Consider the following 21,133-nt stretch of genomic DNA (forward strand, 5'->3'; position numbering starts at 1 on the left):
CCATGCAGCAGGCACGCGTTCGTCTCGCCGGCGTCGATCCCGACGACCTCGACGACATCTGTGGCGAAGTCCAGGAGATCGCGGACAAGACCGGCGTGAAGGTGTCCGGTCCGGTTCCGCTCCCGACGAAGACCCTCGAAGTGCCGTCCCGGAAGTCCCCCGACGGTGAGGGGACCGCAACCTGGGAGCACTGGGAGATGCGCGTCCACAAGCGTCTCATCGACATCGACGCGGACGAGCGCGCGCTCCGCCAGCTGATGCGGATTCAGGTTCCCAACGACGTCAACATCGAGATCGTCCTCGAAGACTGAGCTGTCGCCCCCGGTAGCGGCGACGGCCAGGCGGCGCGGTTTCCGCTCGGAACCACACACCCGGCGGGCCGCCGTCCGCCTCCTCAGGACGTGTGGTCTTCGACAATCGACCTCGCTGTTTACACCACTCGCCCGCTCTCGTTCGGGCTCGTAGATCAGGGGTAGATCGCTTCCTTCGCAAGGAAGAGGCCCTGGGTTCAAATCCCAGCGAGTCCATACTTCTCGAGAACCGACGCGACGAGCGACCAGCGTGTCGCTCGTCCGTCGTTGCGAGTGCGGCGCGGCGAGTCGGGATTTGAAGCCCTGGAAGTCGCAACCGCGAGCGAAGCGAGCGGTCCGTCTTCCTTCGGGTTCAAATCCCGCCAGACCGGAGGTCTGGCGACCCTCGCGAACGCACAGCGTTCGCTCAGTCCCAGCGAGTCCATTCTTTCGCCCACTTCGTTCGCTCAGTCATTCCCTCGCAGGCTCCCCGTTCGCTGTGCTCACGGCTGTGCCGTTCGCACATTTCGAGGCGCGAAGCGCCTCGCAGCGCTCACGGGGATCCCAGCGAGTCTATGCTTCTCGAGAGCCGACGCGACGAGCGACCAGCGTGTCGCTCGTCCGTCGTTGCGAGTACGGTTCGACCAGTCGGGATTGGCCGCCTCGTCAGGCCGGGGTGGTGAAGACGAAGTAGTCGCGGTGGCCGCTGGCGTCGACGACGACCCGGGTCTCTGTGTCCGGGGCGAGCGTGACGTTCGTCCGGACGCGGAGGACGGTGCCGGGGCGCCAGCGGTCGTCGTCGAGGGCGGTGGTCTGGGTGTCGGTCTGGTAGGCGCCGTCGACGAGGAGGGTGACGTCGTCGGGCTGGCTGGGGATGGTGGTGTCGCCGGTGTTCTTGACGAGGACGGTGAGCGTCTCGGTGTCGGCGTCGTAGACGGCGCTCGGAGCGTCGTCGTCGCTGACGATCTGGAAGGCGGTGGCGGTCCGGGTGGCATCGGCGTCGGCGGCGTCCTCGATGCTCGCGCCGAGGCTGTTCGCGCTCTCGGTGAGGGTGCCGGCGAGGGCGGCGGAGAACAGGATGGCCGCGATGAACAACACGAGGTGGGCAGAGGAGACGGACGCCATCAGGAACGCACCTCGGTGGCCGCTGCTCGTGCCATCGTTGGTGTACTGCCACGCGACTGGCTTGAATGTTCGTCTGTCGGGCGTGCCGATTGGTGTGGGTCTGCCTGGGGTAGTATTTGACAAGATTTATCTTGGATGGTTAAGAAGTCCGAGATAGAGACCAGCATGGGGGGAGTAGACACGCCGGGGGGAGCCAGTGCCGTCCTCGTGACGTCGCCGGACGTCACTGCGGCGGACGGCGACCCTCGGGACCCGTCGACCGTCGTGGGGGTGACGTACTCGTTCGACGCGGAGACGTGGCTCGAACGGTGGGGGATAGACCGGGAGTGCGCCGTCGCCGTGAGCGCCGGCGAGAAGACGCGCAGCGCCGCGGTAGCGACGAGGACCGAGTCGACACCCGGCGACGCGGGCGACAGCCACGCTGGAGTACCGACGCAGGTGGACACAGCGGTCGTCGAGACGGTGGCTTCGGAGCGTGACGTCGGCGAAGTCGGTGCGATCGTCCACGAGTACCTCCACGAGTGGACGGGCCGCGAGCCGACAGTGTACGTCGACGGCCTCGAGAGTATCGTGGACGCGACAGACGCAGAGGTGGCGTTCCGGTTCCTGCACGTACTCGTGGCGCGCGCCGACGAGGCCGGCGGGCGAGTCGTCGTCTCACTGGACACCGACGCCGTGCCACAGCACGTCACCGAGACGTTCTCGCCGCTGTTCGACGAACGCGCCTGACGCCTGCCGGCGCCCGCCCCCGTGAGTGACGCTGGCGGTGGCTGACCGGTCGGTGTCGCCGGGGCTGCGACAGCGAGTCGCGTTTAATAGCGTGGCGGGCCGCCGTCACAGGTATGGTCCCCCCTCAGACACACACCCCAGCCACTGTCGCCGGCGACAGGCGGCGAGGTGGTCGGCGATGAGTCGGTTCCTCGAGCGTGCGTTCGGCGTCGTCACCGAGCACAGCGTCGCCGTCGTGGTCGCGATGCTGGTGTTGACGGCGGGCATCGGTGCGGGCGCGACGCAGTTGAACCTCGACAGAAGTGCCAGCGGGTCGAGCATCGGCGAGGACACAGAAGTCGTCCAGAAGCAGGGCTACATCCAGTCCGCGTACGTCAACGAGACCAGCGACCGCAGCGACGGGCCGAGCCCCGCGTCGGCGTACGTGCGCGTCGACGGTGGCGACGACGGGAACGCCCTGTCGAAGGAGGCACTCGTGGCGTCCCTCGAGTACCAGCGTGCGGCGCTGGACAACGAGTCGCTGGCCGCGGCGCTCGGCGACCGGCCGGTGCAGGGCGTGGCGAACCTCGTCGCGAAGCGCGCGGCCGGCGACCAGTCGGCGTCGCTGGCCGACCAGCAGGCCGCACTGGCCGCGGCGTCCGAGCGCGAGGTCGAGTCGCTCGTCGAGTCCGTCCTCTCGCCTGATTCGCCGGCGCTGGCGTTGCTCCCGGCTGACTACGAGCCGGGCACGGCGAGCGCCGAGAGCCACCGGGTGGTGTTCCAGCTCGCCGCCGACGGCGACGCAGAGCGGTCCGCGGCCACCGCGGCGCTCTACGACGCCACCGGCGAGTACGGCAGCGCCGAGGTGTTCACCGTGGGCGAGCAGGCGTCGGCGAACGCCGTGAGTCTGCTGCCCGAACTCGTCGAGTTCGTCGTCCCCATCTCGCTGCTCGTCATCCTCGTGGTGCTGGCGTTCGCGTACCGTGACCTCGTCGACGTCCTCGTCGGGTTCACGGGCGTCGTGGTGTCGGTCGTCTGGATGTTCGGCATCCTCGGCTGGCTGGACATTCCTGCCAGCCTCACCATCGTCGTCGGGCCGGTGCTCATCGTCGGGCTGAGCGTCGACTACGGGCTGCACGTGTTCATGCGGCATCGCGAGGAACGCGGCAGCGACGAAGCGATCCGGCCGCCGATGGCGCGCGGGCTGTCGTCGGTCGCCGTCGCGCTGACGCTAGTGACGCTGACTGCCGCCGTCGGCTTCATGGCCAACGCCACGAGCGATCTCGGCACGGTCAAGGACCTCGCGTACGGCGTGACGCTCGGCGTACTGTCGACGTTCGTCGTGTCGGTCACGCTCGTCCCCGCGCTGAAGGTGACGCTGGACTCGCTGCTGGAGCGGTTCGGGTTCGACCGCCGGAAGCGAGCGCTCGGGAAGACGCCGCGGCTCGAACCCCTGCTGGCGGGCGGTGCGGCGCTCGCGCGCCGCGCTGCACCGGTCGTGCTCGTCGTCGCCGTCGTGTCGGGTGCCGCTGCCGGCGCTGCCTGGGGCGACCTCGAACGGAAGTCCTTCCAGGAGCCCGACGTCGAGGTCGCCGAGTGGAAGCAAAACCTCCCGGACCCGGTCGGCTGGGAGGTCTCCGCGTACAGCGAGAACCGCCACTACGTCGACGACACGTACCGGGCGGCCGACGAGGCCGACCGTACGCGGTCGACGATACTGATAGAACATCCCGACGGGGCTGCCGACCCCGCTGTGCTGGCGACCGTCGACCGCGTGACCAACGCGGCCGGCGACTACGACCCCGTGCTCGAGCGCGGCGGCAGCGTCCCGGTCGTCTCCCCGCTGACGGTGCTGTCGTCGGTCGCGGCCGAGGACGAGGCGGTCGCCGAGACGCTCGCCGACGCCGACACTGACGGCGACGGCGTCCCGGACCGGAACGTGGCCGGGGTCTACGACGCGCTCTACGAGGCGGCGCCCGACCGCGCCAGCCGCGTCGTCGACCGGACGCCCGACGGTGGCTACCAGTCCGTGCGCGTCGTCGTGCCGATTCGGCCGGACGCCAGCACCGTCGAACAGGGCAACGCCGTACTCGCGCTCTCGGACGCCGTCGAACGCGGCGACGTCTCCGTGGTCGGCGTCGGCGGCGGCACGCTGAGCGTCGTCGTCGGCGACATCCTCTCGGCGAACATCCTCGAGACGATGCTGCTGGCGCTCGCCGGCGTCACCGTCCTGCTGACCGCCGTCTACCGGCTGCTGGTCGGGAGCGCGACGCTCGGGCTGGTGACCAGTATCCCCATCGGGATGGTCACGGCGCTCGTCGTCGCCGGCATGTGGGTCCTGAACGTCCCGCTGACGGTGAACACGGCGCTGCTGTTGAGCCTCATCATCGGGCTCGGCATCGACTACAACATCCACGTCAGCGACCGGTTCGCCGAGGAGTACGCGGCCGGGCTGTCGGTCGACGAGGCGCTCGTCGAGGCCACCACGGGCACCGGCGGCGCACTCCTCGGGAGCACGCTCACGTCTGTCGGCGCGTTCCTGGCGCTGCTGTTGACGCCCATCCCGCTACTCCAGGACTTCGGCGTGCTCGTGACGCTCGCGCTCACGTCGTCGCTGGTCGTCTCCGTCTACCTGCTCCCGAGCCTGCTCGCGCTCTGGGCGGCGCACGCGCCGGACGCCGCGACCGCCGCCGTCGGCGGCGCTGCCCCCGCGCCCGCCGACGACTGACCCGACAGCACGGGCGACAGTTCGCGCCCGCTGTCGCCACCCCCGGCCTGTCGCTCAGAGCCAGCTCTCGCGGCGAAAGTACACCAGCAGAATCCCCGCCGTCGCCGCCATGCCCACCATCACGGCGGGGTAGCCGTACGCCCACCCCAGTTCCGGCATGCTCAGGGGACTGCCCGAGAAGTTCATCCCGTAGACGCCGGCGACGAACGTCAGCGGGAGGATGATGGTCGCGACCACGGTCAGCGTCTTCATCACGTCGTTGGTGGACATCGAGAGCGCGTTCAGGTAGATGTCGCGCGCGCCGCTGGCGAGGTCGCGGTAGGTCTCCGTGAGGTCGACGAGCTGGACGAGGTGGTCGTAGACGTCCCGGTAGTACTTCTCGGTCGACGGCTGGACGTGCGCCGGGTCGCCGCGCGCGAGCACGCCCACGGCGTCCCGCGTCGGCCAGAGGAGCCGGCGGACCGACAGCAGGTCCCGGCGCAGGTCGTTGATGCGTTCGAGCAGGTTCTCGTCGCCGGCGGCCGCCGTGACCTCGTTCTCGACGGCCTCGATGTCGTCCTCGATGTCGTCGAGGATGCCGTAGTAGTCGTCGACGATGCGGTCGATGCCGCGGTAGGCGGTGAAGTCCGGGCCGTTGGCGAGCAGCCGGGGGTCCTCTCGGGTCACGCGCGCCCGGACGGCGTCGATGGCGTCGACGCGCTCGGGTTCGACGGTGAGCAGCCAGTCGTCGCCGAAGAAGAACCCGACCGTGAGCGCGCGGAGTTCGTCGGCGAACGCGACGTCGCCGTGCCGCAGCGAGGCGGCTTTCACGAGCGCGAACGTGTGGTCGTCGAACTCCTCGACCTTCGGGCGGACGTCCCCGCGAACGTCCTCGACTTCGAGTGCGTGGAGGTCGTAGCCGGCTGCGAGTTCGTCGAGTTCGTCCTCGTCCGGGTCGACGACCCGCACCCAGGTGGTGCCGGGGTCGTCGCGGGCGTCCACCGGGTCGTCGCGCGAATCGTGGCCGTCGGTGTCGAAGACGACGGTGTCGACGGTCACGACCCCGCCACCCCCCGGCCGCCGCCGTCCGCTTCCTCCTCGTCGTCCTGTCGTCCGGTCGTCTGCTCGCGGTCGCCCTCGTCGCGGCCGTCGCCGCCGATGCTGGCGAGTGTGATGCCCACGATGACGGCCGTGACGGTGAACGCCCGGCCCGGATAGGGCGTCGCGACGCCGGCGAGGTAGCCGGCGACGCCCGCGGCGGTGAGCGCGACGCCGGCACTGCGCGTCCGGTTCATGGTTGCGGCTCGCTCCCGACCGGCAAAAAGCCCGGTCCCTACTCGCCGGGGGTCCGCTCGCCCTGGTAGCTGCCGTCGTAGGTGGCGGCGTGGTCGGCGTCGGCGAGCACGAGCTGGGCGACGCGCGCGCCGCGCTCGAGTTCGACCTCGTGGTGGACCTCGAGGAGTCCCTCGCCCTTGCCGGTGTAGCCGGCGTCCCAGACGGCGGAGTTCAGCATACAGGAGTTCCGCATCAGCGACGACCGGGGGTAGACGAAGCCGACGTGGGCTTCGGGGATGGAGATGGTCTCTGCGTACTGGAGGACGTAGCCGCCCGGCTGGAGGACGAAGACGTCGCCGTCTTCGCCGGCGTCTGGTTCGACCGGGTCGCGTGCCCCGATGGTCTTGCCGTCCGTCCCGATGCGGCCGGCTTCGACCTGTTCGAGCACCGCCTCGACGGTGAGGTCGACGCCGTTGGGCTGGACCTGTTCGGCCGCGACGGGGTCGACGTGGTCGGCGACGAACGCACCGCTCTCGTACATGGCTGTGGGTTCGCTGGGGACCGGGTAGCGCTTTCGGTTCCAACCCCAACCCGGTTTATTACAGTTCTCAAAGAACTAATTTACGAAAAACACTAAAAAATAATAAGTGGGTGTGCGGGGGTCTGTCGTGTGGGATGGCAGACGATACCAACTTCACGAGGCGCAGCTTCCTGACAGCAGCCGGTGCGGCCGCCGGGTCCGTCGCCTTCGTCGGCGCCGGTGCCGGCAAGTCGGGCGACGGGAAGGGCTCCGACCGCCGCGAGTACATCGTCGGCGTCTCCGGCGTCGAGGACGACCCCGAGGGGTACGTCAAGCAGCACCTCACGGGCGAGGAAGAAGCCCTCGGCACGAACGAGACGCTGAACACGACCGTCGTCGGCCTGCCGGAGAACGCCGCCGAGCCCGCCCACGAGAACTTCGTCGAACGGCTCGAGTCCGCCGACTCCGTCAAGTACGTCGAGGAGAACGTCGAGTTCCGGGCGCAGCTCATGCCCAACGACCCGCGCTACGACGACCAGTACGCCGACCAGCAGGTCAACGCCCCCGAGGCGTGGGACACGACGTTCGGCGACTCCAACGTCACTGTCGCCGTCGTCGACCAGGGCGTCAAGTACGACCACCCGGACCTCGACGGCAACATGGACGGGTCCGTGTCCAACTACGGGCGGGACTTCGTCGACGACGACAGCGACCCGTATCCGGACGTACTCAGCGACGAGTACCACGGCACGCACGTCGCCGGCATCGCCGCCGCCGAGATCGACAACGGCGAGGGCGTCACCGGCATCGGTAACTCCAGCCTGCTGTCCGGCCGCGCGCTCTCCGAGGAGGGCTCGGGTTCCACGTCGGACATCGCCGACGCCGTCACGTGGGCGGCCGACCAGGGCGCCGAGGTCATCAACCTCTCGCTCGGTGGGGGCGGCTACACGGACACGATGAAGAATGCCGTCTCGTACGCGACGGACAACGGCTCGCTGGTCGTCGCGGCGGCCGGCAACGACGGCCAGGGCTCTGTCTCCTACCCGGCGGCGTACAGCGAGTGTCTCGCCGTGAGCGCGCTCGACCCCGACGAGACGCTGGCGTCGTACTCGAACTACGGCAGCGACATCGAGCTGGCCGCGCCGGGGACGAACGTCCTCTCGACGTGGACGGCCGACGACTACGACTCTATCTCGGGGACGTCGATGGCGACTCCGGTGGTCGCGGGCGTCGCGGGGCTCGCGCTCGCACAGTGGGACCTCACGAACACCGAGCTCCGATCCCACCTGAAGAACACGGCTGTCGACGTCGGCCTGTCCAGTGACGAGCAGGGGTCCGGTCGTGTCGATGCCGGGAACGCAATCACCACCGAGCCCGGCTCGGGTGGCGGTGGCGGCGACGACGGTGGCGACGGTTCCACGTCGACGACCGTCTCCGACTCGCTGTCGGGTTACTGGGACGACGACTGCTGGTCGTACGCCTACGAGTACACCAGCCCGAGCCAGCTCGTCCTCGAGCTGGACGGGCCGTCGGACGCCGACTTCGACCTGTACGCGAACACGGGCGTCGACGCCTGCCCGACCACGTCGGACTACGACTACCGGTCGTGGACGACCGACTCCCAGGAGTCCATCACCATCGACAGCCCGGACACGTCCGCGGACCTGCACGCGCTCGTGGACTCCTACAGCGGCAGCGGCGACTACACGCTGACAATCACGGAGTACCAGTAACGCACCCCCAGCAGCGACGCAGCACGCGCCGGAACAGCAGTTGACGGGGCCGGCGGCGGCCCCGTTCTGCCGCCACTTCTTGCGGTTCGTCCACACGCGTCAAATAAGGGAATACGGGCTGTATAAGGGACAGCCGGGGCTCCTGAAACACGCGGGATTTATAATTGTAGAAGCTCCATCTCGGGACGCTATGGGACAGACGCTCACGGAAAAAATTCTCGATGACCACCTCGTCGAGGGCGACCTGACGCCCGGCGAAGAGATCGGCATCGAGATCGACCAGACACTCTCTCAGGACACCACTGGGACCATGGTCTGGCTGCAGTTCGAGGCACTCGAGATGGACGAAGTCCAGACCGAGCTCGCCGCGCAGTACTGCGACCACCAGACCTACCAGTTCGACTTCAAGAACACCGACGACCACCGCTTCCTGCGGTCGGCCGCCGGCACCTACGGCGCGTACTTCTCCCGCCCGGGCAACGGCATCTGCCACAACGTCCACAAGGAGAACTTCGCCGCGCCCGGCAAGACCCTCCTCGGGTCCGACAGCCACACGCCGACCCCCGGCGGTCTCGGCCAGCTCGCCATCGGCGCGGGCGGCATCGACATCGCCGTCGCGATGGGCGGTGGCGCCTACTACGTCGAGATGCCCGAGGTCGTCAACGTCCGACTCGAGGGCGAGCTCCCCGAGTGGGCCACCGCGAAAGACGTCATCCTCGAGCTCCTGCGACGCCTCTCCGTGAAAGGCGGCGTCGGCAAGGTGCTGGAGTACACGGGCCCCGGCGTGGAGTCGCTCTCCGTCCCCGAGCGGACGACCATCACGAACATGGGCACCGAGCTCGGTGCGACGTCTTCTATCTTCCCGACCGACGAGCGCACGAAAGACTGGATGGCCCGGTTCGACCGCGAGGACGAGTTCGTCGACCTCAGTCCCGACGAGGACGCCGAGTACGCCGACGAGATCGTCGTCGACCTCTCCGACCTCGAGCCGCTCATCGCCGAACCGTCGATGCCGGACAACGTCGTCCCGGTCCGCGAGGTCGCGGGCCAGGACGTCGAGCAGGTCATCGTCGGCTCCTGTACGAACGGCGCCTACGAGGACATCCTCCCGGCAGCGAAGATGCTGGAGGACCGCGAGATAGCCAAGCACACCGAGATGATCGTCGCGCCCGGCTCCAAGCAGGCCTCCGAGATGCTCGCCCGCGAGGGCTGGACGGCCGAGATGATGGCCGCCGGCGTGAACTTCAGTGAGGCGACGTGTGGTGCCTGCATCGGCATCGGCCACGTGCCCGCCTCCGACTCCGTCTCCCTGCGGACGTTCAACCGGAACTTCGAGGGCCGCTCCGGCATCGAGGACGACTCCGTGTTCCTCTGCTCGCCGGAGGTCGCGGCCGCCTCCGCCATCAAGGGCGAAATCGTCGACCCCCGAGACCTCGCCGACGAGCTCGGCGACCTCGAGGACCCCGGCTTCCAGATGGGCGAGACGTACACCAGCGGCTACGGTGAGGGCGACGCCGACATCATCACGCCCGAGGAGTCCATCGACGACGACCTCATCAAGGGTCCGAACATCTCCAGCGTGCCCGTCAAGGACCCGCTGGACGCGGACGTGAGCGGTGAGACCCTCCTGAAGATGGAGGACAACATCACGACCGACCACATCATCCCGGCGACCTCGGACATCCTGAAGTTCCGCTCGAACATCGAGCGGCTCTCCGAGTTCACGCTCTCGCGCATCGACGACACGTTCGCCGAGCGCGCGAAGGCCGCCGACAGCGGCGTGCTCGTCGCGGGCGAGAACTACGGTCAGGGTTCCTCCCGCGAGCACGCGGCGATGTGCCCGATGTTCCTCGGCGTGGAGGCCGTCCTCGCACAGAGCTTCGCCCGCATCCACAAGGCGAACCTCTTCAACTTCGGCATCCTGCCGCTGAACATCGACGACGACACGTACGCCCGCATCGAGCAGGGCGACGACGTGGAGGTCGTCGACGAGGTCGCGGACGCCGTCGCGTCCGGCCAGGAGGAGTTCACCATCCGGGTGAACGACGACTGGGAGGCGACCGCCACCCTCGACGCCTCGGAGCGCGAGCGCCGCACGCTCGCCGCCGGTGGCAAGCTGTCGCTGACGAAGCAGCGCCACAGCGAGGAGGACTCCGACTCGGGCGCCACGCCCGCCGACGACTAGCTGGATTCTCCGTTCTTTCTTTCGACGCAGCGGCAGACAGCGACAGCCACCGCGCCACCACCGGACGGCAGCGGTCCCGGGTCGCTGTGTGGAGTGAGCGCCTCGGGCCGGTTCGGGTTCGACGGCCGTAGCGACTAAATCGGCGTCACCCCAAGCGGGCAGTGTGACGGCCGTTCAGCCCGTCGACGCCGAGGACGTCCGGGTGCGGCAGGCGACCCGGGCGGACCTCTTAGACGTGTTCCGCATCGAGGAGTCGGTGTTCCCGCAGCCGTGGCCGTACTCGGCGTTCGAACGCCAGCTCGGCACGCCGGGGTTCCTGGTGGCGGCCGAGGGCGACGGCCCCGGCGGCATCGCGGGGTACGTGGTCGCTGACGAGATCCCCGGGCACGGCCGGCCGCTCGGGCACGTGAAGAACCTCGCCGTGCGGCCCGAGCGCCGCGGCGAGGGCGTCGCGAAGGCGCTGCTGTCCCGGGGGCTGGCGACGCTGGCGGGCCAGGGCGCGCGAAGCGTCAAACTCGAGGTCAGGGAGGGCAACGAGGCGGCTCGCGGGCTCTACGACGCCTTCGGCTTCGAGTACTTGCAGACGCTGCCGCAGTACTACGCGGACGGCGAGGACGCCTACGTGCTGGTTGCGAGCCTCGAGGACCGTGACGGGTTTTAGCGGGTAGCCCCAGGGGGGACGTATGGGCTACGAGTGTCCGGTCTGTGGCGTCGAGGAGGCCGACGGCGAGCACCTCGCGAACCACGTGGCGTTCACGGCGCTGGTGCGGGGCGGCGACCACGAGGCGTGGCTCGACGAGCACGTGCCGGACTGGGCCGAGCGCGACCCGGACTCGCTGGCGCCCGAGGTCACCGAGCACGCGACGGAGACGGACAGCGAGCCGGCGACCGAGCCACACGACCACGACGTGCCGTCGTTCGAGCGCGCGGGCGGGAGTGCCGGCGGCGCCGACCTCTCCGGGGCGGCCGGCGACGTCCTCGAAGAGGCCCGCGAGCTCACCGAGGCGATGTACGACGACGCCCAGCGCGACGACGGCGATGATAGTGACGGGGCGTCTGGCGCCGACTCCGAAAACGAGTAGGGGGTGGCCGCCGGGGTGGTGGGTATGAGCGAGACGCGTGGCGTGTTCGCGCCCGAGACGACCGCGGAGGCCCGCGAGTGCTTCGAGTCGGTGGGGCCGGCCGCCCAGACTGTCACGAAGGAGCTGGCCCGCGAGATGGCGTTCTCGAAGGAGGAGTACGACGAGCGCGTCACCAGCGACGTGGTCGAGACCGCGCGGGACGCCCTGTTCGCGTCGCTGCTGGCGGTCGAGGTCGGCGACTACACGGAGTTCGCGGCCGCCCGCACCGACCACCCCGACGCCGAGGTCGTCCAGCACGGCAGCCAGGACGTCGACGGCGCCGTCTGGCACTACGTGCCGTTCGCGGACGCGCTGGTCGCGGCGACGTTCCAGGACGAGCCCGAGGCCGCCGTCGCGACGCTGCGTCGCATCGCGTTCGGCGAGTACTACCGGGAGGCGTTCGAGGAGTAGACCGTACACTCGGGGAATCGGACGTCGGGCGCCCGGCACTCCCCCGAACACGGGTGGTCGACGTGCTCGCGGAGCGCCGCGGCGGCGTCCTCGGAGAGCACACGGCCGATGCCGTCCACGTCGGCTTCGGCGAGTTCGAGTTCGCCGGCGGTGAAGTTCTCGGCGAGACACCGCCGCCACGCAAGCTGGCGCGCCACGCGTTCGCCGTCCTCGGTGAGTTCGGCGCCGTGGTAGCGCTCGTAGTCGATCAGCTCCCGGGCGGCGAGGTCGCGGAGGCGCTCGGTGACGGTTCCGGGGCTGACGTCGAGCTCGGTCGCGAGCTCGCCGGTCTCCGCGGGGCGGTCGTCGACTGCACCGACGGCGAACACCGCCACGAGGTAGCGGCCGTCGGCGGGGGAGACCTCTGTCGCCATACCTAGGTGTCCTCCGTTGAGCGTGAAAAGCGTGACCCCGGTGAGCTTCGGGTGGTGCTTAGTGGGTGGCGTCGAACCCCCACGTATGAGCCACGACTGGCGGGTCGTCGAGTCCCGCACCGAGTACGAGACGACGTGGTACGACGGCGGCTACGACCGCGTCGAGCAGCCGGACGGCAGCGAGAAGGACTACTACTGGGCGGACCTGCCGCCGGCCGTGGTCGTCGTCGCGGTCGACGACGGCGACGTCGTGTTCGTCGACCAGTACCGGCCGACCATCCGCGAGCAGTGCATGGAGCTCGTGGCGGGCATCGTCGAAGAGCGCGAGGACGACCAGCGGGCGTCCTCGGACGGAGCGAGTAGCGAGGGACGGAGTCCCTCGGGCCATTCGAGCGGGCGAAGCCCGCGAGAAGTCGGCGGAGCCGTGAGCCGCGGCGATGCCGTGCGACCCCACCCGGACCGCGAGTCGTACGTCGCCGCGGGCCGCCGCGAGCTCCGCGAGGAGACGGGCTTCGAGGCCGGCTCGGTGCACTTCCTCGAGGAGTTCTGGACGGCGACGGGGGTCCTCCGGCACAAGCGCGGCATCGTGTTCGCCGAGGACCTCACGGCGACCGACCGGGAGCTGGACGACAACGAGTTCCTCTCCGTCGAGCGCGTGCCCGTCGAGGACGCGCTGGGCGTGGCCCGGGCGCCGCCCGCCAACGACGCCACCATCGAGGGCCTGCTGCTCGCAGAGACCGACGGCTTCCTCTGAACGTCGTTCGACGAACTGCCGAGTCGACTTCGGATTCCGAACTCGACGGGCGCTGTCGGCCCGGGAACGCGAGGGGAAACCACGAAAAGTGAGGGGGCCGTAGACAGAGATATGCCATCGATCGACGTCGAGGGGATGTCCTGCGGGCACTGCGAGGAGACCGTCGAGGACGCGCTGGCCGACGTGGACGGCGTGACCAGTGCGACCGCCGACAACGAGTCCGGCGAGGTCAGCTACGAGGGCGACGCCGACCGCGACGCCGTCGCGGCGGCCGTCGAGGACGCGGGCTACACGCCCCAGGTCTGAGCGCTCCCGAGCCACCAGTTCTTTCCTGCGAGCCGTCCCTCCCGCAGCCACGCGGCCGCCGACTCACCGCCGGGAAATGGGAGCCCTCCCTGCAGCGACCGGAAGCCATACCTCCGCGCAGCGACCACCCTGCGGGCATGGACGGCGAGCTCTCCGCGGACGAACTCGAAGCACTCCTCGGCGACGACGGCCTCCGAATCGTCGACATCCGGAACCCGTCGGCGTTCGACCGCGGGCACATCCCGGGCAGCGAGAACATCCCCTTCCAGCAGCTCCCCCAGAAGGTCGAGGTCCTCGACGGCGCCGACCGCGTCGTCACCGTCTGCCCGCACGGTCAGGCCAGCCAGCAGGCCGCCCGGCTCGTGCAGTCCTACGAGGGCATCGACGAGGACGCGCGCGTCGAGAGCCTCGCCTGCGGCATCGAGGGGTGGCCGGGCGACCTCGAACAGTCACCCGACGACGACGACGGCCGCGACGAAGGTCCCGAGACGGACGCGCCCTTCTGAGGAAACGACTGCCGACGGCCGGACGGCCCGGTCGCTGTCGTGGTGTTCACAGCGACGGGAGAAACAGGGTGTTGGTCCTCGACGTGGGGTCTCAGGCGACGTTGAAGCCCTTGTCGCGGAGGAACTCCTCCACGCGGCCAGAGTGGTTGCCCTGGAGTTCGATCTCGCCGTCCTCGACGGTGCCTCCACACGCGAACTTCGATTTGAGGTCCGAGGAGAGGCTGTCGAGGTCGACGTCCTTCGGATCGAATCCTTCGATGACGGTAACCTCTTTCCCGTAGCGGCGCTCGTCGATGCGGATTTCGATTTGCTGGGACTCTTTGGCGACGTCCTCGCAGACGCAGAGTTCCTCGGGCAACCCGCACGTCGAGCAGACTTCCGACATTACACGAATGCGTACGAAATCCGCGTATTAAACACTATCGCCGAAGCGACGGCAGGCGGCTGTATTCGCCTGCCAGCGACCGCGCGAGGCGTTTGGCTTCGCTGGCTTCCGCCTCGGAGGCCGTGCCTGCGTACCTCGCGCGCTCTCTGAGGCTGGCGACGCGTTCGGCGGCGTCGCCCGGGCTGACGTCCGCGACGTACTCCCGGACGGTCTCGCCGCTGTGCCGGCTGCGGTAGCGCTGCCCGAGCACGTACTCGACGCGCTCGTAGGCCGCCTCGACCTCCTCCCGGGGGTCGTCTGCGTCCGGCAGCCACCGCAGCCAGAGCGCGCGGTACGCGCGGTCCGCGATGCCGGTGTACCGGAGCGCGGCGGCCGCGCCGGCGACGAGCACGCCCCAGACGGCGAGCGTCGACAGCGGCGGCAGGTCGGGCCCGTCGCCGCCGGCCGCGCCGGCGTCGCCGCCGGCGCCCTCGAGGTTCGACGGGACGGTGACGTTCGCCGGTGAGTCGCCTCCCTGTGGCGTCCCGAGGTAGTCCTCGCGGTCCTGTGGCGCCGTCCGGTTCGGGTTCACGGTGCCGTTCACGCCGTCCTCGTCGCCGCCGTCGCTGGTCGACGTGGTGTTCGTCGGCGGCGTCCACGTGCCGTCCTCGCTGCCGGCCGCGTCGACGCCGTCGACGCCCTCGCTGCGGGCTTCCTCGACGCGGCTCTGCTCGGCGCTCGTGCGCTCGCCGCTGGGCGTCGGGTCGAACGTCACCCAGCCGCGGTCCGGGATGTACACTTCCACCCACGCGTGGGAGTCGACGCCGCGGACGACGTACTCGTCCTCGCTGACGCGCTGCCCTTCGGTGAAGCCGACGACGAACCGCGCGGGCACGCCCTGCGAGCGCAGCATCACGGCCATCGCCGACGCGTAGTACGTGCAGTAGCCGACCTGTCCGCGCAGCACGAACTCGTTGACGAGGTCGCCGTCGGTGTTCGGCGCGTTCAGCGAGTACTCCTTGTTCGCCTCCAGCCACGTCTCGATGGCTTCGGCCTGCCGGTACGGCGAGTCGGCGTCCCGCGTGATCTCGTCGGCCAGCGCGACGACGTCCTCGCTGGTGCTCTCGGGCGTCTGGAGGTACCGGTCGCGGATCTCTGCGGGGACGTCGCCGGTCTCGCCCGCGAGGGTCTCGGGGTCGTCGGGCGGCGCGCGGCTGACGACCTCGTAGCTGTCGCCGGGGTACAGCGTCGGCGTCTGCCGGAGCAGCCCGCCCTCGGTGAGTTCGGCGTCGAGCCCGCTGATGGTCTGCGGGACGGGCGCTGCGGGCGCGAGGCCGAGGCGGCGCTCGACGGTGATGGTCTGCCGGATGCGGTCGCCCGTCGGGGGTGGCGTCCCCTGCTCGGTGCCGACGTCGGCGGTCTGCGTCCAGCCGTTGCCCGTGAACCGGTCGTAGACCGCGCCCCGGTAGTACGTCGGCTGCTCGGACTCCGCGACGAAGTGCACCTGGGGGTCCAGCCGGAGTTCGCCGCCGACGCCGACGTAGCTGTCGGCGTTCACGAGGCTGCTGGCAGTCGTCGTCGCCTCGGCCGGGACGAGCGGCGACCGGCCGCCCGGCACCGCAGTGACCGTCGCCGACGCCACCACCATCACCGCGAGCACGGCGGCGACCACCTGTACCTGCCGGCTGCCGGCGTCGTGGACGGCCAGCGTCCCGAACGCCACGGCACCGGCGGCCGCGAGCACGCCGACCAGCGTCACCGTCGTCGACGCGTCGCCGGTGAGCACGAAGAACGCCAGCGTCGCGCCCGCCAGCCCGGCGGCCCGCGCGTACTCACGCCGGGCGGTGAAGTACGCCGCGAGGAACGTCGGCGCCGGCGCGACCGCCACCGCCCACGTGCCGGCCGCCGGCATCCGCAGCACCGAGTAGCCCGTGAGCAGCGCCACGGTGTCTTTGAGGACGCGCCCCGGCGACAGCGCGGCGTAGTACGCCCGGGGCACCGACAGCAGGTACGCCACCAGCCCGCCGGCCAGCAGCGCGACGGCGAGCCCGAAGGCGTACTTCGACGGGAGCGCGCGCAGCACGGCAGCGAGCGCGAGCGCTCCCGTGACCACGCCGACGAGCGTCGCGCTCTCCCCGACGACGCTCGTCACGTCGTACAGCACGGAGAGGTACGCCGCGACCACCACGGCGACGCACGCCGTGGCGACGGCGTCCCGCGGAGAGTCCGTCCACGCGCCAGCGAGTCGCGCTCTCAGGGTCGCAGCGCTCACGCCGCCACCTCCTCCGTGCGGCCTCCGGCACCGGTCCTGCCGCCGACGAACTCCTCGTAGCGGTGGTCCTCGCCGTCGACGGTCACCGAGACGTGCTCGCCGCTCTCGGGAGCGTGCACGTAGATGTCGGCCTCGTCGCGGTAGCGCCGCCGGAGGTGGCCCTGCTCGAAGCCGGCCAGCAGCCCGAGGATGCGCCGGCGGTGGGGGTCGCCGTGCGCCGGGTCGAGGCGGCCGTCCGCTGTCGCCATCCCGACGGCGATGCCGGCGTCGAGGAGGTGTGTGGCGACGCTCGCGGCCGCCTCGGCGACGGAGTCGGCGCGCGGGCCGCGGGCCTCGGCGGCGATGGTGACGCGGTTGGAGGCGCCCTCGCCGACGAACTCGGTGACGGCGAGGTCGCCGCTCGGCCGCTTCGCGGACGCCTTCCAGTTGACGTCCCGGACCGGATCGCCGCGCTCGTACTCGCGGACGCCCGCGAACTGCTCGCGCTCGTCGGTGATGCCGACGTACCCCCGGAGGAGCGCCGCAGTGTCACCCAGCGAGTGCACGCGCGGGAACACCCGGACCGACTTCGGGTCCGCGACGAGGAACGACGCCGTCCACAGCCCGAACGGGTCGGTCGCCGTGGCGCGACACGGCCCGATGGCGTGCACGCCACGGTGTGCCAGTTCGACGTCGTAGGACACCGTGCGGCCGTCCGTCTCGACGTGGTGGACGGTGTCGCCGCGCAGCCCGTCGCCGAGCTGCTCGCGCAGCGTCACCGGGTACGACCGGTCGGCGTCCACCACCAGTTCGACGGTGCGATGTTCGCCCTGGTGGCCCTCCCGGGGCGTGATGCGTTCGACGTACGGCTCCGGGGCGTACGCGACGTACAGCCGGGTCGCCGCGAACAGCACCGCCGCCGGCACCACGACGGCGTTCAGGCTGCGGCCGCCGAACCCGTACCCGAGCAGCACGCCGAGGACGGCGACGCCCGCGACCACGCGCCCGCGGCGGGTGAGGCTGGCCGGCATCGACTCACTCCGGGTTCACGGTGTTCAGCGCGCGCCCGACGAGCGTGCGAGCGGCCTCGCCGCCGAGTGTCCCGCCCGCATCCGGCCGGATGCGGTGGGCGAGCACGGCCGGCGCCTCCACCTGCACGTCGTCCGGCACGACGTAGTCGCGGCCGTCGAGGACCGCGCGGCCCTGCGCGGCCTGCAGCAGGGAGATGGAGCCACGCGGGCTGACGCCGAGCGCGGCGTGGTCCCGGGTGTACCGCGCGAGCTCGGTGACGTACGCCTTCACGGGGCGGGCGACCTCGACGGCCGCGGTCGCTGAGCGCGCCCGCCGCAGGTCCTCGACGCTCGCCACCGCGGCGATGTCGTCGATGGGGTGGCCGCCGACGACGCGGTCCAGCACGTCGACCTCCTCCTCGCGGCCCGGATACCCCAGCTGGAGCTTCTTCATGAAGCGGTCGAGCTCCGCGACCGGCAGCTCGTAGGTCCGGTCGCGCTCCACGGAGTTCTGGGTCGCGATGACGAGGAAGGGGTCCGGGAGCTGGCGGGTCTCGCCGTCCGCCGTCACCTGGTCTTCCTCCATCGCCTCCAGCAGCGCGGACTGGGTCTTCGGCGGCGCGCGGTTGATCTCGTCGGCGAGCAGGACGTTCGCGAACACCGGCCCCGCCTGGAACTCGAACTCGCGGGCCTTCTCGTTGAAGACGTTCACGCCCGTCACGTCGGTCGGCAGCAGGTCGGGCGTGAACTGGACGCGGCGGAAGTCGCCGTCGAACGACCGCGCGACCGACCGCGCGAGCATCGTCTTCCCGACGCCCGGCACGTCCTCCAGCAGGACGTGGCCGCCGCCGAGCACGGCCGTCAGGACGTGCTCGATGGCGTCGTGTTTGTCCACGATGACGGTCTCGATGTTCTCGACGACGTCGGCAGCCAGCTCGCTGGCCTCCGAGACGGGCATCGGCGCCGGCGCGTCGGTGTGGGTTCGTGGGTCCGCCACGGCGTGTGTATCGGGTGCGTCTGTCATGGGTAGTGGTAGCGGGGCGGGTGGATACGGTCCTGTAGGGTTTGAGACGCTTGTATGTCTACTGGTCCGCTGCACGCCCGCCGGTAGTCGTCCAGACGGTACAGTTCGAACACACGCGCCCGCCGTCGCCGTCGGCCCACAGCCGGGTCGACGACGCGCCACAGGACGCACACTCGCCGTCGGGCTGATACGCGCTCGTCACCGCAAGCGCGCTTCTCGCACCGGTCTCCGCTGCCTCCGCGACGTCTGCACGGTCGCCGCCCGTGCCGCTGTCGTCGCTCGCACCCTCCCCGCTCTTCTCGTCGTCGCCGTCGCCCGCGAACGCCTCGAGCGTGGGTTCGTCTGACACACCCCGTGGTTGGGCCGCCCCCGGCATAACGCTCCCGGAGCACTCAAGACGCCGGCCCACCCACGCTCGGGTATGGTCTGGGTCATCGACGACGTCGTCACGATGGTCGAACACTTCACGACGGCCGCCACAACCGACCCGCTGTCGGCGCTCGGCGTGCTCTTCGGCGCGCTGTTCGTCGGCGCGGCGTCGGCCGCGTTCGGCGGCATGGCTGTCGGCGGCCTCGTCAAGCCGCTGCTCCCCGACAGCGCCGTCACCCGAGAACGCCGCCAGCGCCCCTAGACGTCGGCGTCCGCGAACGCGTCGGCGAGCAGGTCGACGGCCGCCGCCCGGTCGGGACCCAGCGGCGACCCCGCGACCACGCTGTCGACGTGCCCGCCGACCGCCGACAGCTGGTCGGCGACCTGCCCGGGCGTGCCCGCCAGACAGAACGCCTCCAGCATCGCGTCGCTCACCAGTCCGAACGCCGCCTCGAAGTCGCCGGCCTCGATGGCCTCCCCGATGTCGCTCGCTCGTTCCTCGTCGAGTCCGTGCCGCTCCAGCACCGGCGGCGCCGCCCCCGCAGCGATGAACGCAACCGGCGGCCGCGCCGCCGAGAGCGCCGCTGCTTCGTCCTCGGCCACAGACACTGACGCGTACGCCCCCACGTCGACGTCACCGTCCACGACTCGGTCCTCCGCGCCCTCCGCGATTCGGTCCGCCGACCACGACAGGTCCCGGGGGTGGCTCGCGTTCACCAGCACGCCGTCGGCGTGCTTCCCCGCCATCCGCAGCATGTGTGGGCCCTGCGCGCCGACGTAGACGGGAACATCCGCCCCCGACGGCGGCTCGTAGTTCAGGCCGGCGTCCTGCGCGACGAACGTCCCGTCGTGGTCGACGCGCTCGCCGCCCCAGAGGTCCTGGGCGACCTTGAACGTCTCCAGCACCCGGCGCAGCGGCCGGTCGCGGTCCGCACCGAGGTTCGCGACCGTCGACGCGTCCCCCGGCCCGACGCCGAACACCGCCCGGCCGTCGCTGACCTCGTCCAGCGTCGCAACCTGCGACGCCAGCTTCACCGGATGCGTGTCGTAGGGGTTCGCGACGCCCGGCCCGACGAGCACGTCCTCGGTCGCCGCCGCGATGCGGTCCAGCGCCTGGAACGGGTCGCGGTTGTTGTAGTGACACGACGCGAACACCGCGTCGAAGCCCGCCGCCTCCGCCCGCTCGCCGAGCGCCGCGACCTCGCGGACGGGGAGCTCCGGCGTCAGCTCAACGCCCCGCATCGAACTCCCACCCCCGTAGCGACTGCCGCACGAAGTCCCCCGAGACGTCCCGGAAGAGGGCCTCGCTGCCGTCGTGGTCACCGAACTCGAACTCCCGGACGACCACCACCGGGGTCCCGCCGTCGCCCTCCCCGGAGACGAGGTTCGCCGCCGCCGCCAGCTCGTCCACGACGGCCTCCACGGTCACCTCGAGCTCGTGGCCGTCGCGGTCGGTCTCCCCCCGCCAGTCACGGGACGCCGGCAGCCCCGCCCAGCCCAGCGCCACGCCGCGCTGCCCGTGCCGGAACGGCCGCCCGGACGTGTCCGTCACCACGACCCCGACGTCGGCGTCCAGCCGTGACCGGATTCGCTCGGCACTCTCGCTGGGGTGCTCCGGCAGCAACAGGAGGTCCGCGCCGCCCGTGTTCGACCGGTCGATGCCGGCGTTGACGCCGACGTGCCCACAGGTCGCCTCCGTCAACAGGAACGGCGCCTCCATCACGACCTCGGTGGACTCCTCGAGGACCGCCTGCGCGAACCGGGGGTCCTTCTCGTCGCCGGTCGCGTCCTCGAGCCGACTGGCGATCTCTCGCGCGCGAGGACCAGCGGGGAAGTCCTCGAGGGACGCCGTTCGACCCTCGGCCTTCGAGACGACTGTGCTCGCCACGCAGACCACGTCGCCGTCGACGAGGTCCGCGCGCTCCGAGACGAGGGCGGCGAGGTCGGCGCCGGGCTCGACCTCCGGCAGCCCACCGACCGCGAACGCGTGCATACCACTCGTTCGGGGTCGCCGGACAAAAGCCCCGGCGGTACCGGCGACGCCAGCCACCCCGGTCGCTC

General features: G+C 70.6%; 24 protein-coding genes and 1 tRNA gene. 13 read left to right on the plus strand and 12 right to left on the minus strand.

Annotated features, from left to right (window positions below; genetic code table 11):
• The first annotated feature begins 2 nt into the window (after positions 1-2).
• Together rpsJ and LT971_RS10480 are read left to right on the plus strand one after the other, a co-directional pair.
• A complete protein-coding gene (rpsJ, locus tag LT971_RS10475) occupies positions 3-311 on the plus strand; it encodes a 30S ribosomal protein S10 (RefSeq protein ID WP_237006872.1) in 309 nt (102 codons plus the stop codon).
• 144 nt (positions 312-455) lie between these two features.
• Positions 456-527: transfer RNA gene (locus LT971_RS10480), tRNA-Ala, on the plus strand.
• A 429-nt stretch (positions 528-956) separates the two neighbouring features.
• Here LT971_RS10480 and arlG read toward each other — a convergent pair.
• Positions 957-1,415: an archaellum stator protein ArlG gene (gene arlG / locus LT971_RS10485; RefSeq protein ID WP_237006873.1), complete on the minus strand. Its 459-nt coding sequence runs from the start codon at positions 1,413-1,415 to the stop codon at positions 957-959.
• A 135-nt stretch (positions 1,416-1,550) separates the two neighbouring features.
• Between arlG and LT971_RS10490 the strand changes: the two genes are divergently transcribed.
• Together LT971_RS10490 and LT971_RS10495 are read left to right on the plus strand one after the other, a co-directional pair.
• A complete protein-coding gene (locus tag LT971_RS10490; RefSeq protein ID WP_237006874.1) occupies positions 1,551-2,144 on the plus strand; it encodes a DUF7504 family protein in 594 nt (197 codons plus the stop codon).
• Positions 2,145-2,322: 178 nt separating this feature from the next.
• A complete protein-coding gene (locus LT971_RS10495; RefSeq protein WP_237006875.1) occupies positions 2,323-4,851 on the plus strand; it encodes an efflux RND transporter permease subunit in 2,529 nt (842 codons plus the stop codon).
• Positions 4,852-4,905: 54 nt separating this feature from the next.
• Here the strand turns inward: LT971_RS10495 and corA are convergent, their stop codons facing one another.
• From corA to LT971_RS10510, 3 genes are read right to left on the minus strand one after another with little or no spacing between them, the layout of a single operon-like run.
• Complete coding sequence (corA, locus tag LT971_RS10500; RefSeq protein ID WP_237006876.1) at positions 4,906-5,889, minus strand: magnesium/cobalt transporter CorA; 984 nt, start codon at positions 5,887-5,889, stop codon at positions 4,906-4,908.
• Positions 5,886-6,125, minus strand: coding sequence for a hypothetical protein (locus LT971_RS10505; protein WP_237007046.1), 240 nt, complete (start codon positions 6,123-6,125; stop codon positions 5,886-5,888). Before LT971_RS10505 ends, corA begins: the two co-directional genes overlap by 4 nt.
• Positions 6,126-6,163: 38 nt before the next feature.
• The gene (locus LT971_RS10510) at positions 6,164-6,646 is read right to left on the minus strand and encodes a deoxyuridine 5'-triphosphate nucleotidohydrolase (RefSeq protein WP_237006877.1); all 483 of its coding nucleotides are present in this window, start codon (positions 6,644-6,646) and stop codon (positions 6,164-6,166) included.
• 134 nt (positions 6,647-6,780) lie between these two features.
• On the opposite strand from LT971_RS10510, the gene LT971_RS10515 reads away from it, so the two are divergent.
• The 5 genes from LT971_RS10515 (at position 6,781) to LT971_RS10535 (ending at position 12,075) form a co-directional block, all read left to right on the plus strand.
• A complete protein-coding gene (locus tag LT971_RS10515; RefSeq protein ID WP_237006878.1) occupies positions 6,781-8,358 on the plus strand; it encodes a S8 family peptidase in 1,578 nt (525 codons plus the stop codon).
• A gap of 190 nt (positions 8,359-8,548) precedes the next feature.
• On the plus strand, positions 8,549-10,543 hold the full coding sequence (locus tag LT971_RS10520; protein WP_237006879.1) for an aconitate hydratase: 1,995 nt from the start codon (positions 8,549-8,551) through the stop codon (positions 10,541-10,543).
• Between the two features lie 163 nt (positions 10,544-10,706).
• A complete protein-coding gene (locus LT971_RS10525) occupies positions 10,707-11,204 on the plus strand; it encodes a GNAT family N-acetyltransferase (RefSeq protein WP_237006880.1) in 498 nt (165 codons plus the stop codon).
• A 22-nt stretch (positions 11,205-11,226) separates the two neighbouring features.
• Positions 11,227-11,625, plus strand: a complete 399-nt coding sequence (locus tag LT971_RS10530; RefSeq protein ID WP_237006881.1) for a DUF5810 domain-containing protein — start codon at positions 11,227-11,229, stop codon at positions 11,623-11,625.
• Between the two features lie 24 nt (positions 11,626-11,649).
• Positions 11,650-12,075, plus strand: a complete 426-nt coding sequence (locus LT971_RS10535) for a DUF5809 family protein (RefSeq protein WP_237006882.1) — start codon at positions 11,650-11,652, stop codon at positions 12,073-12,075.
• Here LT971_RS10535 and LT971_RS10540 read toward each other — a convergent pair.
• Positions 12,051-12,488, minus strand: a complete 438-nt coding sequence (locus LT971_RS10540; RefSeq protein ID WP_237006883.1) for a metal-dependent transcriptional regulator — start codon at positions 12,486-12,488, stop codon at positions 12,051-12,053. The genes LT971_RS10535 and LT971_RS10540 overlap by 25 nt on opposite strands.
• Before the next feature lie 85 nt (positions 12,489-12,573).
• Here LT971_RS10540 and LT971_RS10545 point away from each other — a divergent pair, with 85 nt between their 5' ends.
• The 3 genes from LT971_RS10545 (at position 12,574) to LT971_RS10555 (ending at position 14,054) form a co-directional block, all read left to right on the plus strand.
• Positions 12,574-13,242, plus strand: coding sequence for an NUDIX hydrolase (locus LT971_RS10545; RefSeq protein WP_237006884.1), 669 nt, complete (start codon positions 12,574-12,576; stop codon positions 13,240-13,242).
• Positions 13,243-13,353: 111 nt separating this feature from the next.
• Positions 13,354-13,548: a heavy-metal-associated domain-containing protein gene (locus tag LT971_RS10550; RefSeq protein WP_237006885.1), complete on the plus strand. Its 195-nt coding sequence runs from the start codon at positions 13,354-13,356 to the stop codon at positions 13,546-13,548.
• Positions 13,549-13,685: 137 nt separating this feature from the next.
• Positions 13,686-14,054 carry a rhodanese-like domain-containing protein gene (locus tag LT971_RS10555; protein ID WP_237006886.1) on the plus strand — a complete coding sequence of 123 codons (369 nt, stop codon included), beginning with the start codon at positions 13,686-13,688 and terminating at the stop codon, positions 14,052-14,054.
• A gap of 91 nt (positions 14,055-14,145) precedes the next feature.
• Here LT971_RS10555 and yciH read toward each other — a convergent pair whose 3' ends face one another.
• Genes yciH through LT971_RS10580 form a run of 5 tightly spaced genes read right to left on the minus strand, consistent with a single transcriptional unit; the run spans position 14,146 to position 19,052 of the window.
• Positions 14,146-14,439, minus strand: coding sequence for a stress response translation initiation inhibitor YciH (yciH, locus tag LT971_RS10560; RefSeq protein WP_237006887.1), 294 nt, complete (start codon positions 14,437-14,439; stop codon positions 14,146-14,148).
• A gap of 34 nt (positions 14,440-14,473) precedes the next feature.
• Positions 14,474-16,690 (minus strand): transglutaminase TgpA family protein, encoded by a 2,217-nt coding sequence (locus tag LT971_RS10565; RefSeq protein WP_237006888.1) that lies wholly within the window; start codon positions 16,688-16,690, stop codon positions 14,474-14,476.
• Positions 16,687-17,700: a DUF58 domain-containing protein gene (locus LT971_RS10570; protein WP_237006889.1), complete on the minus strand. Its 1,014-nt coding sequence runs from the start codon at positions 17,698-17,700 to the stop codon at positions 16,687-16,689. Before LT971_RS10570 ends, LT971_RS10565 begins: the two co-directional genes overlap by 4 nt.
• Before the next feature lie 4 nt (positions 17,701-17,704).
• The gene (locus LT971_RS10575) at positions 17,705-18,703 is read right to left on the minus strand and encodes an AAA family ATPase (protein ID WP_425293274.1); all 999 of its coding nucleotides are present in this window, start codon (positions 18,701-18,703) and stop codon (positions 17,705-17,707) included.
• 58 nt (positions 18,704-18,761) lie between these two features.
• A complete protein-coding gene (locus LT971_RS10580; protein ID WP_237006890.1) occupies positions 18,762-19,052 on the minus strand; it encodes a DUF7573 domain-containing protein in 291 nt (96 codons plus the stop codon).
• Between the two features lie 72 nt (positions 19,053-19,124).
• Between LT971_RS10580 and LT971_RS10585 the strand changes: the two genes are divergently transcribed.
• Positions 19,125-19,334 carry a DUF8024 family protein gene (locus LT971_RS10585; RefSeq protein ID WP_237006891.1) on the plus strand — a complete coding sequence of 70 codons (210 nt, stop codon included), beginning with the start codon at positions 19,125-19,127 and terminating at the stop codon, positions 19,332-19,334.
• Here LT971_RS10585 and LT971_RS10590 read toward each other — a convergent pair.
• Together LT971_RS10590 and LT971_RS10595 are read right to left on the minus strand one after the other, a co-directional pair.
• Complete coding sequence (locus LT971_RS10590; protein WP_237006892.1) at positions 19,331-20,314, minus strand: 5,10-methylenetetrahydromethanopterin reductase; 984 nt, start codon at positions 20,312-20,314, stop codon at positions 19,331-19,333. The two genes, LT971_RS10585 and LT971_RS10590, sit on opposite strands and share 4 nt — an antisense overlap.
• Positions 20,301-21,065: a coenzyme F420-0:L-glutamate ligase gene (locus LT971_RS10595; RefSeq protein WP_237006893.1), complete on the minus strand. Its 765-nt coding sequence runs from the start codon at positions 21,063-21,065 to the stop codon at positions 20,301-20,303. Before LT971_RS10595 ends, LT971_RS10590 begins: the two co-directional genes overlap by 14 nt.
• Positions 21,066-21,133: the final 68 nt, after the last annotated feature.

The organism is Halobacterium rubrum (genome assembly GCF_021729015.1).
In the GTDB taxonomy this organism is placed as follows: Archaea; Halobacteriota; Halobacteria; order Halobacteriales; family Halobacteriaceae; genus Halobacterium; species Halobacterium rubrum.